This is a genomic window from uncultured Ruegeria sp. (assembly GCF_947504215.1).
Classification (GTDB): domain Bacteria; phylum Pseudomonadota; class Alphaproteobacteria; order Rhodobacterales; family Rhodobacteraceae; genus Ruegeria.
Genome location: NZ_CANNGO010000002.1, coordinates 94,046 through 106,534 on the forward strand (window position 1 = coordinate 94,046; position 12,489 = coordinate 106,534).

Sequence of the window (12,489 nt, forward strand, 5' to 3'; positions counted from 1 at the left end):
CGCCATAAATGGGCGGGTTTGCCCAAAACTGAGTCAATCGCTGGAGTAGGAAATATATGCGCCTTTATGGTTTGAAGACGTGCGACACATGCCGTAAGGCGCTGAAATTATTATCTGATGCTGAATTCGTTGACGTTAGAAGCGAGGGCGTGCCAGACATTGTACTGTCGCAGGCTTTTGCCGATTTCGGCGATGCTTTGCTCAATACAAGGTCAACTACCTGGCGCGGGCTGGATGAAGAACAGCGCGCCCGCGCACCGATGGAGTTGTTGAAAGCCCATCCCACGCTGATGAAGCGCCCCCTGATCGAAAAGGATGGGGCGCTATTGCTTGGCTGGAGCCCCGAGGCAAGATCAAAGCTTGGTGTTTCTTGATCCAGTACTTATCTGCTCAAGCGCAACTGCGAGGATAGTTTATGCGTAACGCTGCCATGACTTTGGGCGTCATTGCCGGTTTGATCGGAATGATTGTGGGATTCTTTGGATATGGGTATGTCGAAGTGATCAACCATTTCGGCGATATCGAAGGGGTCGCGGAGCAGGTCGAAAATCCGGATTTGATCCAGGCCGCTTCGATCATTGCACCGCTTTTGGCTATTGTAGGCGGCGCCATGGCTCATGCCCGGGCTTTGATCGCTGGTATCTTGTTGTTGTTGTCGGCAGCCGGGATGTATTATGCGTTTGGATTTGGCGTTTTTACCATGTTCCCAATCGCCTTTGCCGGCGTCGCCGGTGTCCTTGGGCTGGCCGCGGGAAAACCGGACGAGCCCAAGGCGCATTTCTAAGTCATTTCAGGCGCAGGATTTTGTCCAACGACAATGGGCCCGCGCCATTGATGACGATGACCAACATCAGAAACGTCCACATCACGCGCTGATCCATAAGCGTAATTGCATTGTCGAAAAGGCCACCAAGCGCAACATTGTGACCATTCACATCAACCAAGGTCTGCACCCAAATAAACCCGATCATACCCAATGCGGCCAAGCGGGTCAGCAACCCAACCAGCAATAGGGCGGGCAGGACGAATTCCGCAACGGTGCCAAAGAAGATGACAATACGCTGGAACAAGGTCATCTGCGAAACATCGTACAGCACTGCCTCGGCAGCTTTTGGAAAAATCTGACCAAATGCACCGGCAGAAGGGGAAAAGATCGAACCGTCGATCTTCAGCATTGCCGAATTCCAGTAGTAGACCAGCAAAACGGCGACAAACACCAGCCGTGCAAGTGTTGGGATAAGCCAGTTGGACGCGTGGTCCACCTTTCCCAGAACGTTATTGTGAAGTGAGATCAGGGCAGTCATGTCTCCAGCCTTTCGATAGTCACAGAAGTTATTGCACCGCCCTGCAAAAGCAGTGCCAAAGTGGTGCCAAGGTCAAAATCGGGTGTTTCTGCAGCGGTTTGTTCAAACGCGCCGCCTATTGTCTCGCCATTTTGAAGACGCTCAATCCAGGCCGCACCACCGGATGGCAGGGTTTGCGGGACCGGGTCGTATTCGGGCCGTGTGATTAGAACATCTTCGGCCTGGGCACCGGGTTTTGGCGCGCCTGCTTCGGTGTTGAACCGCCAGATCGCGAAAATCGGCCAGTCCGAGCGAACAATCCGCATCGATGGGGCAAAGGTCAGCCGTGCTTGCATGACCGCATCGGGCGACACGGCAAGTGCATCCTCTGGTGCAGCTTGGCTGTCGGCTGCATGGTAGGACCGCCGCAACGCCAGTTCTAACCGGGCGATATCCGGCAGGTACCCCAGATGTGACAGCTGGGGCATATCGGCCAGAAAATTTGGAAATTCTTCACCGTAAAACATCATCAGCGGAGATGACGGCGGGTGCTGACGCAGGAAGATCCCTGCAAGACCATCCATGTTCTGCGTGCCGAGCAGCTTGGTGATGACAGGAAACGCCTGATGCATCGCTTCGGTCAGGGACACGGCCACGTTGTTACGGTACACGCTGAAACGTCGACCGGCAGGTTGTTCCACAGCGTCCGTCAGACCACTTGGAACAGGGACCTGTGCGTCCAGCAAGGCCGCTTGAAATTCCGTTTGTGACACGCTCATGCCGGTATCCGCTCCAACGCCGTTTGCGCACGCACGGCTTCTTCTCGGAGCACTGGCCAATCGGGGACATCCGTATCCCATTCGACCAGAACCGGTTTTGGGCCTGAGCGGTCAAGGACGTAGTCCAGAAGAGCCCAGACCGGGTTCACAACTTCGCGCCCATGGCTGTCAATCAGCAGAGGGTGTCCGTGGTCGTCTTCATCCTCGTCATGCCCGCCAAGGTGGATTTCGCCGACCTTATCCAACGGGTAGGCGTCGATATAGCCTTGCGGCGAGAAGTCCAGATTGGTGGCCGATACAAATACGTTGTTCACATCTAGCAACAGACCGCATCCGGTGCGCCGCGCAATCTCCCGCAAGAAATCGGGCTCGGACCAGGTGCTTTCCTCAAAGGCCAGATAGCTTGAGGGGTTTTCAAGCAGCATCTGCCGTCCGACCGTTTCCTGCACCTGATCAATGTGGTCGCAGATACTGGCCAACGTTGCGTCCGTGTATGGCAGGGGCAGAAGGTCGTTCAGGAAATGGCTGTCATGCGTGGACCAAGCCAGATGTTCGGAAAAGCTGGCGGGGTTCAGCCAACTTACCAGATGCTTCAGCCGGGCCAGATGATCGGCATCCAGCGGTCCTTCGCTGCCAATGGATAGACCAACGCCGTGAACCGAGATTGGGAATTGCTCTGACAGATGGCGCAGTTGTGCCAAAGGCCGACCGCCATCACCCATGTAGTTTTCTGCGTGAATCTCAAGCCACTCGACAGGCTTAGCGTGTTCAAGAATCTGAGCAAAGTGCTGCGGCTTGTATCCAACGCCCGGTGCTGCGGGCAGACGGTTTGACCTGAGTGCATTGTCCAGCATTTTTCAGTTCCTTGATCACAAATAAAGGGGCGGGCGAAACGGCCCGCCCCCAAAACTTGTCTGGCCGAAACTTATGCCGGCAGATCGCGGTCCAGTGCTTCCAGCGAACCCTTGCGTGCGGTGCCGTTTGCTTCGGCAGGCAGTTCGATATCCGCACAGGTGCCAGCATCAACCAGAGTCCATGCGTTGCCCTGGTAATCAACGGTCGAGGTGCCGGCGCAGGTGGTGCCGGGGCCTGCTGCACAGTCGTTCTGACCGGCCAGCGAAACGCCGTAGCATTTCTCTTTGGCTTGTGCAGATGCTGTGGTGGCGGCGCCCGAAACGGCTGCGGCGACGGCGCTTGCGATGACCAGGGTTTTTGCGGTGTTCGACATCTCGGTAATCCTCTTAATGACTGCGTATGTCTGCTTGTGACAGTGACAAAGGTAATGGCATGTACGGCACAGTTAAATTCACGAGCCCGTGTCTCACAACCCCGTCAAAGAACGTCATGCGCTCTTGCAGGTTAACAAATTGTTTTTGAATTGAAAATTGTTAATTGTTTCAATCCGGCCCCTAAGGCGGGGCCGGATTTTTGGCGATTTGCTGCCGAATGTTACAGCCGATCCGGCGGGGTTGCCGCTTGTGCCAGCTCTTTTGTTACAGCCTCAAGCGGTTGAACCTGCGTTTGTTTTTCGCCCAGGCGGCGTACGCTGACCGTACGCTCGTCGACTTCGCGGTGACCAATGGCCAGTATGACGGGAACTTTGCCCACGGAATGTTCCCGGACCTTGTAGTTGATCTTTTCGTTGCGAATATCCGCTTCGGCCCGCACGCCTGCGGCTTGCAGCTGGGCAACGACTTCGTTCACGTAGTCGTCTGAGTCAGACGTGATCGAAGCCACCACGACCTGACGCGGCGCCAGCCAAAACGGCAACTTACCCGCATGTTCTTCGATCATGATACCAACGAAGCGCTCGAATGAGCCCAGGCAGGCGCGGTGCAACATGTAAGGACGCTGTTTGCTGCCATCGGCGGCGATATAGGTCGCACCCAACCGCTCGGGCAGGTTTGGGTCGACCTGGAAAGTGCCGCACTGCCAAACCCGACCAATGGCGTCGGTCAGGTAGAAGTCCAGTTTGGGCCCGTAGAACGCTCCATCCCCGGGTTCCAGCGTGAATTCGCGTCCGGTTGCCTTGATGGCAGATTCAAGTGCGCCCTCGACATGATCCCAGCTTTCGTCGCTGCCAACGCGTTTTTCCGGACGGGTGGCGAATTTGATCTCGAAATTGTCAAAGCCCAGATCCGAATAGACTTCCGCAAGGTAGTTGATGAACTTGGCGCATTCGTCCTCAATCTGGTCTTCGGTACAGAAGATGTGTCCGTCATCCTGCGTGAAGCCGCGTACGCGCATGATGCCGTGCAACGCGCCAGATGGTTCATAGCGCGAGCATGATCCGAACTCGGCCAAACGCAGGGGCAGGTCGCGATAAGACTTCAGGCCCTGATTGAATATCTGAACGTGGCACGGGCAGTTCATCGGCTTAAGCGCGTTTACCGCCTTTTCCTTGGCATGTTCCTCTTCGACTTCGACGATGAACATGTGCTCTTGATATTTATCCCAGTGGCCAGAGGCTTCCCACAGCTTGCGGTCCACGACCTGAGGTGTGTTGATCTCACGATAGCCACCGGCGCGCTGTTTGCGGCGCATGTAGTCCTGTAACTCGGTGTAGACGGTCCAGCCATTGGGGTGCCAGAACACCTGACCGGGGGCCTCTTCCTGCATGTGGAACAGGTCCATTTCCTTGCCCAACTTGCGGTGATCGCGCTTGGCAGCCTCTTCCAGCATATGCAGGTGGGCCTTGAGTTTTTCTTTGCCGGTAAAGGCCACACCATAGATACGCTGCAGCATCGCGCGGTCGCTGTCGCCGCGCCAATAGGCTCCGGCGATGGACATCAGTTTGAACGCGTCACCCGGGACCTGCCCAGTGTGCTGCAAATGCGGGCCGCGGCACAGGTCCTGCCAGTCGCCGTGCCAATACATGCGCAGCGGCTCATCGCCGGGGATGGCCTCGATCAATTCGACCTTATAGGGCTCGTTATTGTCCGTGTAGAACTGGATCGCTCGATCGCGGTCCCAGACCTCGGTCCGCACAGCGTCCCGCTTATTGATGATCTCCTTCATCTTTTTCTCGATGAGGCCGAGATCTTCGGGCGTAAACGGTTCAGCACGGTCAAAGTCATAGTACCAGCCGTTTTCGATAACGGGGCCGATGGTGACCTTGGTATCGGGCCAGATTTCCTGCACGGCGCGGGCCATGATGTGCGCTAGATCGTGGCGCACCAGCTCGTTCGCCTGCTCTTCGTCTTTCATGGTGTGAAGGGCGATCTGCGCATCAGACTTGATGGGCCATTGCAGGTCCCAGTGCTGGCCATTGACCGTGGCCGAGATGGCCTTTTTAGCCAATGAGGTCGAGATATCGGCAGCGACCTGCGCGGGCGTGACGCCTGCGTCATAGGATCGGGAATTGCCATCGGGAAAAGTAAGGGAGACTGACTGTGAGTCCAGGGCCATATCGGCTCTCCTCGTCGGTTTGGCGCCCACTGAACGCCCGGTTGCGGGTATATGTGTCTGGGCTATTTGCCGCCCGATGGGCATGATGTCAACTGGTAAGGGAGGTCGGTCAGAAAACGCCGCTCAATTCGTGATCGCGTGGCGTTTTCCAAAAGTTGTCAGGCCGCAGCAAAAACGGCGTAGCCCATGATCAGGCAGCAGACCCAGCCAACCGTGAACAATATCGGCCGGATCGGCATGCGGGCGATCCCGCTAATCATGCCGGCCGCGTGCAGGACGCGAATCCAGAAAAACAGGATCGCAGTCCAGTAGGTCAGCGTGGAAAACCCGTCCAATGCGTTAACGATCAACACCAAAACAGCGAACGGCATGGCTTGTTCCAGGAGGTTCAGCTGGGCCCGATGCGCGCGCTGCACCCAGGGGCGCAGGTTCGAGATCTGCGCGGGTCGGGCAAAAGCCTCTTCTTCCGAGGGGTCGGAAGAAATGCCAACAACGTAGGGTATCCACATCGAGACCGCCAACAGCATGAGACAGGTAAGAACGCCTAATTCAGTGGGAAAATCGGTCATCACACAGCCTCCTTCAGGGCCGAGCCCGTTTCCAGCCAGGTTTTGAGAGACGCAGCCAGTCGCGCCCAGCCTTCAGCAAAACCTTCCTGGCCTTCGGCAAGGTTATAGTGCTCGATGGTCAGTTTGCAGACATCGCCTTGTGGTTCGATTAGATAGACCATTTGCGAAGACGGGGCGTCTGGGCCCATGAACATCGGTTCAAATCCCATTTCTATTCGGGATTTTGGATCCAGCTTTTGGGTCACCTGCCGCAGCATTTCATTTCCGTCCGGCGTGATGAAATGCACGGTTTCACCGGGCGACACCTGGCCTCGTACTTCGTTACACAAAAAGTGGTAGGCAGCCATTTGTTCCGGCGTGGTCAGAGCGTCCCACAAGGCATCCTGCGTGCAGCGAATAAAGGTCTGCATCATGAAATCCGGTTTTCCCATTCGTGTCTCCATTTCCAATTTGAGTTTCATCGCGCTGACCGCGCGGGCTTGAGGTTGCAGAAAGGGTGCAACCCAGCGATCCACCATCTCCTGCAGGGGCAGGGGGTTAAGGTAGTGATGCTTGAACCGGCCCTGCCTGCGGGTCAGGACAAGACCCGCTTCCTCCAGCAGTTTAAGGTGCTTCATGACGCCAAAACGGGTCATGTCGAAATGCTCTTCGAGCTGAGACAGGGATTGTCCGTCCTTCTGCCGCAACCGGTCAAGGATTTCGCGGCGCGCCGGATCATTGAGGGCTTTGAATAAAATGTCCATGAAAGGCTTATACGTGATTCTATAGTCACGTGACAATATGGTCACCTAAAAATTATTGAATTCCGGTTTCCACTCATCCGTTGGGCGGGCTAGGCTGGCGAAAATCAACAACAAAGGCCGAAATGATGAGCCGACTTCTGACAACCGATCAAGGGCGACAGATCGCCTATGACATGACCGAGGGGCGGGGGCCGACAATCGTGTTCCTGTCCGGGCTCAAGTCCGACAAAGAAGGTACAAAGGCCGTGCATCTTGAGGCTTGGGCGAAAGCGCGTGGACAAGGATACCTGCGGTTCGACTATTCGGGTCACGGCGAAAGTTCCGGCGAATTCACAGATGGCTGCATCGGCGACTGGCATCAGGACACCGCCGCTGCAATTTCTTCCCTGACACAAGGCCCCCTGATCGTTGTGGGATCTTCCATGGGAGGATGGCAGGCGCTGTTGCTGGCGCGCGCCATGCCCGAACGGATTGCTGGGATGGTCACAATCGCCGCCGCGCCAGATTTCACCGAAGATGGATATTGGGCGTCCTTCAACGCAGACCAAAAGGCCGCATTGGACGTGGTCGGCCATGTGGAATTGCCGTCGGACTATATGGAGCCTTACGTGATCACCAAGCGGATGATTGAAGATGGGCGACAGAACCTTGTCCTTCGATCGCCGCTTGCCCTGCAATTTCCGGTTCGCTTTCTGCAGGGCACAGCGGATACGGCCGTGTCCACAGAAACTGCGGTGCGTCTTTTGGAGCACGCGAGCGGTCCGGATATGCGATTGCTATTGGTTAAAGACGCGGACCACCGATTCTCGGACGGACCCTGCTTGGGTCTGATTGAAGACGCGATACTCGACGTAATAGGAGAACACGAATGCAGCGCGTAGGTTGGTTTCTGGGGCGTTTTCTGCTGGCGCTGTTTGTTGTCGGTGGGCTGGTCTACTGGTTTGGCCCTCGTGAAGACGTCAACCTGCACCCGCGCTTTGACACGGGCAAGTTTGGCGAAGGCGTTCAGGTCTATTTCGAAAGTTCGGAATCTGCCCATGACGATATCGTGCCGGGCGTTGAAAAGCGGGTCATCTGGCAGGACGGGTTCAAAGAGCAGCGCACGCCATATTCCGTGCTGTATATTCACGGATTCTCTGCAAGCTCGGAAGAAATTCGCCCGGTTCCAGACTTGGTCGCCGATGCGTTGGGCGCAAATCTGGTCTACACCCGCCTTCAGGGTCACGGGCGCAGCGGCGACGCGATGGGGCAGGCGACGGCCTCGGGCTGGATGCAGGACACCGCCGAAGGTCTGGCCGCCGCACGGGCTGTAGGCGAGAAAGTCATCGTCATGTCGACTTCGACTGGCGGCACATTGGCGGCAGCAGCAGTGCTTGATCCAGACCTGAGCAAGGATGTCGTTGGAATGGTCTTTGTGTCGCCGAATTTCGGGGTCAATGCACCGGGGTCTTGGATGCCTGGTCTGCCCTGGGCCAGAAACTGGTTGCCTATCCTCATGGGGCAAACACGGGATGTGTCTGGACCCAACCCCGAGAAAAACAAGTATTGGTCGTCCGTCTACCCGTGGGTTTCGGTTGTCCCCATGACCGCACTGGTGCAGACGGTCTATGCATTGGATTTCTCGGATGTTTCGGTCCCGGCGCTGTTCTGGTTCTCGGACGATGATCAGGTCGTGCGGCCCGAACGGACCCATCAGATCGCCGAAAACTGGGGCGCCTCCGCAACGGTCAAACTGGTGACAATGGGGCCAGGGGATGATCCGCATGCGCATGTGATCGCCGGACGCCTGATGTCACCAAACCAAACCGACATCACAGTTGCTGGCATTCTGGACTGGCTTCAAGCGCTGGGTGTTGAACCGTCTCAATAGCAGGACACAACACTATCGAGACGTGGACAAAAAATAGAGGAACCAACCCGTGGAACAACGTGTCAGCCTTATTACTGTCGGCGTAGAAGACCCCGAAACTGCGGCCCGATTCTATGAAGCAATGGGCTGGAAACGGGTTGATAGCCCGGATGGGGTCATTGCCTATGACCTGATCGGACAAACCTTGGGGCTGTACCCGATTTCGGCCTTGGCAGATGAGATTGGTGTTGATGTTGGTACGCTGGGCCAGGGGGCATTGACGCTCAGCTACAATTGTCGATCCAAAGAAGACGTTGCACAGCTGTTGACCCGCGCCCAGGCGGCTGGGGCCGAGGTTCTGAAACAGGCCTCCGACGTGTTTTGGGGTGGGCATCATGGGTATTTTCGCGCCCCGTGCGGCACGATCTGGGAGGTGGCCTATAACCCATTCTCGGCCCTGGGACCGGATGGCGCGTTTCGCTGGAACGGGTACTGATCATGCGCAAGCCGGGCAGCATGTGGAGCCTTGAGACCTTAGGTCGTGTGCGGCTGTCCCGGCACTTCTTCATGCGCGATTTTCTGTACTCCGAGATCGGAAGTTTTCATGAGAAACAGAACATCCCTGACAACCCCGATCTGGCCATCGCAACGGGCCGTGCCTTTTGCGAGACCCTTCTTGATCCGCTTGAGGAAACATTTGGTCGTGTTGCGGTGCGCTCGGGATATCGCTCTCCTTCGTTGAACCAGTTCGGCAATGAGAACAAGCTGAACTGCGCCCGCAACGACAACCCGCTGGAATGCCATATCTGGGACCGTGGGGAAGGGGATGCACAGATTGCTGGCGCGTCCGTGGTGATCCCGTGGTTTGCGGATCAATATGCAAACGGACGGGATTGGCGGGATCTGGCGTGGTGGATGCACGACCATCTCGACTATTCCGAGATTTGGTTTTTTCCCAAGCTTTGTGCATTCAATCTGGTGTGGCGACCCAATCCGATCCGTAGGATCGACAGCTATATCGCGCCTCGGGGATGCCTGTTGCGACCGGGCGCAGAACCGAATGAAAACCTGCCGACCCGGCAAGCACGATATAGCGATTTTCCGACCTTGCGGTCCATCGCTTATCCGTGAAGTTTCCCTTGCCCGCCCACGGCAAAACTTTCATCCTTGGGGGAAACGGAAAGACCCGGATAACCGAGCTGATGGAGGCCCCGCGTGATCGAGCCGCTGGTGTTTTTGCCTGGTTTAATGTGTGACGCGCGATTGTTTCGGCCTCAGATCGATGTGATGTCGCGGGACCGTGCCGTCACGGTGGCGCCGATATCTTCGGGTGAGCGTATCGAAGAAATAGCCTCGGGCTTGCTGGATCAATTGCCGCATCGGTTCGCGTTGGCTGGCTTAAGCATGGGTGGAGTTGTGGCGCTGGAGCTCATCCGTCGTGCGCCCGAACGCGTCTCTCGACTGTGTCTTATGGCGACCGATGCGCAGGCCGATACACCGCAAATCGCCGCCGGTCGCGAGGATCTGATCGTCGCCGCACGGTCCGGTCGGCTTGAGGAAGCTATGCGGCGCGTTGTGGGGTCGGATACTCTGGCACCGGGGCCGCGGAGGATTCCGATCCTGAACAATCTGCTTTCAATGGCGATGGACCTGGGGCCGGAATTGTTCGTTCGCCAGATGCAGGCCTTACAACGGCGTCCGGATCAGCAGGGAACCCTGAGGCGGATCAAAGTTCCCACGCTGATATTATGCGGTTCACATGATACGCTGACACCGGTTCGCAAACACGCCTTTATGGCTGATCTGATTCCGGGTGCTGTCTTGCAAACCATCGAAAATGCAGGGCATTTACCAACGCTTGAAACACCGAATGTTGTGATCGACGCATTACGGAATTGGCTCAGTGTTCCCTGCCGGCCGGATTACGGGTAAAGCGCGTCGCGTTCGCTTTTGCTGATGACCGCAGGCGTTGCAACTGGTTCACCGGTCTCGGCATTGAAGAACGGTGTGTTTTTCCATGCTCCTGTCAACCGTGATTTGGCAGCGCGTTTGAAAAGCCGATAAATAGCGGCCCCAATATTCTCGTGCTTTTGCGTTCCATCCGGCTGAGGCACAGAACCCCGTGATATCACTGGGCCAAGCGCCGATGGCTTTGCAATGCGGTCCACAATCACACCGACAAACGGGAACTTGGGCGTTTTGAACGTGTTCGCTACCGGCGTGTTGCAGCATGTTGCGTACCAGCGGTACATTCCCTTTGGGCTTAACTGCATCACAGCCAGGTTTTCGGCGCCCTGATGGAATTCGATTGCTTCGGGTGAAGTCTGCAGTATCTCGACGGGTCCCGGTGAGGGGTCTGGTTGGTCAAAATACAGTTGGGCGGCACGGCAATCGGTACAAAAGCACTCAGCATGTGTGCCCGATTTTATCCCGCCTGGCTTGATATGGCCTTGTACAGAACCACAGCTACAGGCAAAGGCGAGATCGGAGTTTTCGCTTTTACCCATTGGTTTTAGGCCACCTTATTGCGGTTCGCAGCGCGCCGGCGTGGTTTGCGGCTGTTCTGGTTCATGAAATCAATCACCAGAGGTCGAATGTTGTCACGCCAACTGCGCCCCGCAAAGATACCATAGTGGCCCGCACCGGGTTCAACATGGCTGGCTTTTTTGCTGTCTGGCAAGCCGGTGCACAGATCCAGCGCGGCAATACACTGGCCAGGTGCCGAGATGTCGTCATTCGCGCCTTCAACGGACTTCACAGCAACATCAGTGATCTTTCCGATGTCCACTTTGTGCCCAGCGACGACAAATTCGTTGCGGGCGATCTCGCGGTTTTTGAAGACACGTTCGACCGTCGACAGATAAAACTCAGCCGTCATGTCCATGACCGCCAGGTATTCGTCATAGAACCGGTTGTGTGCGTCCTGGTCTGATGCTTCGTCCCGCGCAACCCGCTGGATCTGATCTGTGAATGCCTTGGAGTGGCGATCAGCATTCATGGACATGAACGACGCCAGTTGCAGTAAGCCGGGATACACCATACGCCCGACGCCTTTGTATTTAAAACCGACGCGCTGAATCATCGTTTCTTCCAACTGCCCCATGGTGACGCGTCGGCCGAAATCGGTTACATCCGTCGGCGTTGCGTCCGGGTCAACCGGGCCACCAATCAGGGTCAATGTGCTGGGTTGGGCCTTGGGCTCCACCTCGGCCAGGTAGGCTGTCGCGGCTAATGTCAAAGGTGCAGGCTGGCACACCGCGACAACATGCGTGTCCGGTCCAAGTTCTTTCATAAAATCTACAAGATATAGGGTATAGTCCTCGACATCGAACTTACCTGCAGACACAGGAATATCGCGCGCGTTATGCCAATCGGTGATGTAAACTTCGCAGTTGACCAACAGGCTTTTGACCGTCGAGCGCAGCAGCGTGGCATAGTGCCCCGACATAGGCGCAACCAAAAGGACTTTGCGGGCTTGCTCTTCGCGACCGTTAACCCGGAAGTGAACCAGATCGCCGAATGGGCGCTCCAACACCGTGGTCACTTCTACCAGATGATCTTTGCCATCTTCGCAGGTAAAGGTCCGAATACCCCAATCGGGTTTCACGACCATGCGCTGAAACGTGCGCTCGGTCACTTCACCCCAGGCCGCCATCAAGCTGAACGCGGGGTTCGGAACCATGGAAAACAAAGGGTAAGAGGCCATCGCACTTGCCGTGGCGCCAAGCCACTGGTTGGTGTTGCGCGTGGCTTCCATCATGTCGTAGGTCATCATGTAACGCATCGAACGGATCTCCGGAGTGTGAGCCTAAGAGTTCGGACCATTCGCCGCTTTGCCCCCCGGCACCCACGACGTTA

16 protein-coding genes are annotated in these 12,489 nt (G+C 56.4%); 7 read left to right on the top strand and 9 right to left on the bottom strand.

The features are described from left to right. Positions 1–56 precede the first annotated feature (56 nt). Together Q1B21_RS05745 and Q1B21_RS05750 are read left to right on the top strand one after the other, a co-directional pair. On the top strand, positions 57–374 hold the full coding sequence (locus Q1B21_RS05745; protein ID WP_299887010.1) for an ArsC/Spx/MgsR family protein: 318 nt from the start codon (positions 57–59) through the stop codon (positions 372–374). Between the two features lie 41 nt (positions 375–415). Further along, positions 416–784, top strand: a complete 369-nt coding sequence (locus Q1B21_RS05750) for a hypothetical protein (RefSeq protein WP_299887014.1) — start codon at positions 416–418, stop codon at positions 782–784. 1 nt (position 785) lies between these two features. Here the strand turns inward: Q1B21_RS05750 and Q1B21_RS05755 are convergent, their stop codons facing one another. The 7 genes from Q1B21_RS05755 to Q1B21_RS05785 form a co-directional block, all read right to left on the bottom strand. Further along, the gene (locus tag Q1B21_RS05755; protein WP_299076372.1) at positions 786–1,304 is read right to left on the bottom strand and encodes a DoxX family membrane protein; all 519 of its coding nucleotides are present in this window, start codon (positions 1,302–1,304) and stop codon (positions 786–788) included. Continuing rightward, complete coding sequence (locus Q1B21_RS05760; protein WP_299887017.1) at positions 1,301–2,062, bottom strand: DNA-binding domain-containing protein; 762 nt, start codon at positions 2,060–2,062, stop codon at positions 1,301–1,303. The genes Q1B21_RS05755 and Q1B21_RS05760 overlap by 4 nt, the downstream gene beginning before the upstream one ends. Next, positions 2,059–2,916, bottom strand: a complete 858-nt coding sequence (locus Q1B21_RS05765; protein ID WP_299887020.1) for a DUF692 domain-containing protein — start codon at positions 2,914–2,916, stop codon at positions 2,059–2,061. Before Q1B21_RS05765 ends, Q1B21_RS05760 begins: the two co-directional genes overlap by 4 nt. Positions 2,917–2,987: 71 nt before the next feature. Next, positions 2,988–3,290: a DUF2282 domain-containing protein gene (locus Q1B21_RS05770; protein ID WP_120633216.1), complete on the bottom strand. Its 303-nt coding sequence runs from the start codon at positions 3,288–3,290 to the stop codon at positions 2,988–2,990. 221 nt (positions 3,291–3,511) lie between these two features. Then, the gene (gene thrS / locus Q1B21_RS05775) at positions 3,512–5,470 is read right to left on the bottom strand and encodes a threonine--tRNA ligase (protein WP_299887023.1); all 1,959 of its coding nucleotides are present in this window, start codon (positions 5,468–5,470) and stop codon (positions 3,512–3,514) included. 158 nt (positions 5,471–5,628) lie between these two features. Continuing rightward, positions 5,629–6,039 (bottom strand): MAPEG family protein, encoded by a 411-nt coding sequence (locus tag Q1B21_RS05780; RefSeq protein WP_298936696.1) that lies wholly within the window; start codon positions 6,037–6,039, stop codon positions 5,629–5,631. Further along, positions 6,039–6,782, bottom strand: a complete 744-nt coding sequence (locus Q1B21_RS05785; protein ID WP_299887026.1) for a metalloregulator ArsR/SmtB family transcription factor — start codon at positions 6,780–6,782, stop codon at positions 6,039–6,041. Before Q1B21_RS05785 ends, Q1B21_RS05780 begins: the two co-directional genes overlap by 1 nt. Before the next feature lie 125 nt (positions 6,783–6,907). Between Q1B21_RS05785 and Q1B21_RS05790 the strand changes: the two genes are divergently transcribed. The 5 genes from Q1B21_RS05790 to Q1B21_RS05810 all read left to right on the top strand — a co-directional run bounded on the left by Q1B21_RS05790 (position 6,908) and on the right by Q1B21_RS05810 (position 10,563). After that, positions 6,908–7,663 carry an alpha/beta hydrolase gene (locus Q1B21_RS05790; protein ID WP_299887029.1) on the top strand — a complete coding sequence of 252 codons (756 nt, stop codon included), beginning with the start codon at positions 6,908–6,910 and terminating at the stop codon, positions 7,661–7,663. Beyond that, the gene (locus Q1B21_RS05795) at positions 7,651–8,652 is read left to right on the top strand and encodes an alpha/beta fold hydrolase (protein ID WP_299887032.1); all 1,002 of its coding nucleotides are present in this window, start codon (positions 7,651–7,653) and stop codon (positions 8,650–8,652) included. Before Q1B21_RS05790 ends, Q1B21_RS05795 begins: the two co-directional genes overlap by 13 nt. A gap of 49 nt (positions 8,653–8,701) precedes the next feature. Next, complete coding sequence (locus Q1B21_RS05800) at positions 8,702–9,127, top strand: VOC family protein (protein WP_299887035.1); 426 nt, start codon at positions 8,702–8,704, stop codon at positions 9,125–9,127. A 20-nt stretch (positions 9,128–9,147) separates the two neighbouring features. Further along, positions 9,148–9,762 carry a hypothetical protein gene (locus Q1B21_RS05805; RefSeq protein ID WP_299076656.1) on the top strand — a complete coding sequence of 205 codons (615 nt, stop codon included), beginning with the start codon at positions 9,148–9,150 and terminating at the stop codon, positions 9,760–9,762. An 84-nt stretch (positions 9,763–9,846) separates the two neighbouring features. Further along, positions 9,847–10,563 carry an alpha/beta fold hydrolase gene (locus Q1B21_RS05810; RefSeq protein WP_299887038.1) on the top strand — a complete coding sequence of 239 codons (717 nt, stop codon included), beginning with the start codon at positions 9,847–9,849 and terminating at the stop codon, positions 10,561–10,563. On the opposite strand, the gene Q1B21_RS05815 is transcribed toward Q1B21_RS05810, so the two are convergent. Together Q1B21_RS05815 and phaZ are read right to left on the bottom strand one after the other, a co-directional pair. After that, complete coding sequence (locus Q1B21_RS05815; RefSeq protein ID WP_299887041.1) at positions 10,554–11,138, bottom strand: DUF6151 family protein; 585 nt, start codon at positions 11,136–11,138, stop codon at positions 10,554–10,556. The two genes, Q1B21_RS05810 and Q1B21_RS05815, sit on opposite strands and share 10 nt — an antisense overlap. A gap of 5 nt (positions 11,139–11,143) precedes the next feature. Next, positions 11,144–12,415 carry a polyhydroxyalkanoate depolymerase gene (gene phaZ / locus Q1B21_RS05820; RefSeq protein ID WP_298936689.1) on the bottom strand — a complete coding sequence of 424 codons (1,272 nt, stop codon included), beginning with the start codon at positions 12,413–12,415 and terminating at the stop codon, positions 11,144–11,146. Positions 12,416–12,489 lie beyond the last annotated feature (74 nt).

Bases quoted from the DNA above. Each gene is read 5' to 3' on its own strand.
- Q1B21_RS05745 (WP_299887010.1), top strand. From the start codon at position 57: ATGCGCCTTTATGGTTTGAAGACGTGCGACACATGCCGTAAGGCGCTG.
- Q1B21_RS05750 (WP_299887014.1), top strand. From the start codon at position 416: ATGCGTAACGCTGCCATGACTTTGGGCGTCATTGCCGGTTTGATCGGA.
- Q1B21_RS05755 (WP_299076372.1), bottom strand. From the start codon at position 1,304: ATGACTGCCCTGATCTCACTTCACAATAACGTTCTGGGAAAGGTGGAC.
- Q1B21_RS05760 (WP_299887017.1), bottom strand. From the start codon at position 2,062: ATGAGCGTGTCACAAACGGAATTTCAAGCGGCCTTGCTGGACGCACAG.
- Q1B21_RS05765 (WP_299887020.1), bottom strand. From the start codon at position 2,916: ATGCTGGACAATGCACTCAGGTCAAACCGTCTGCCCGCAGCACCGGGC.
- Q1B21_RS05770 (WP_120633216.1), bottom strand. From the start codon at position 3,290: ATGTCGAACACCGCAAAAACCCTGGTCATCGCAAGCGCCGTCGCCGCA.
- thrS (WP_299887023.1), bottom strand. From the start codon at position 5,470: ATGGCCCTGGACTCACAGTCAGTCTCCCTTACTTTTCCCGATGGCAAT.
- Q1B21_RS05780 (WP_298936696.1), bottom strand. From the start codon at position 6,039: ATGACCGATTTTCCCACTGAATTAGGCGTTCTTACCTGTCTCATGCTG.
- Q1B21_RS05785 (WP_299887026.1), bottom strand. From the start codon at position 6,782: ATGGACATTTTATTCAAAGCCCTCAATGATCCGGCGCGCCGCGAAATC.
- Q1B21_RS05790 (WP_299887029.1), top strand. From the start codon at position 6,908: ATGAGCCGACTTCTGACAACCGATCAAGGGCGACAGATCGCCTATGAC.
- Q1B21_RS05795 (WP_299887032.1), top strand. From the start codon at position 7,651: ATGCAGCGCGTAGGTTGGTTTCTGGGGCGTTTTCTGCTGGCGCTGTTT.
- Q1B21_RS05805 (WP_299076656.1), top strand. From the start codon at position 9,148: ATGTGGAGCCTTGAGACCTTAGGTCGTGTGCGGCTGTCCCGGCACTTC.
- Q1B21_RS05815 (WP_299887041.1), bottom strand. From the start codon at position 11,138: ATGGGTAAAAGCGAAAACTCCGATCTCGCCTTTGCCTGTAGCTGTGGT.
- phaZ (WP_298936689.1), bottom strand. From the start codon at position 12,415: ATGCGTTACATGATGACCTACGACATGATGGAAGCCACGCGCAACACC.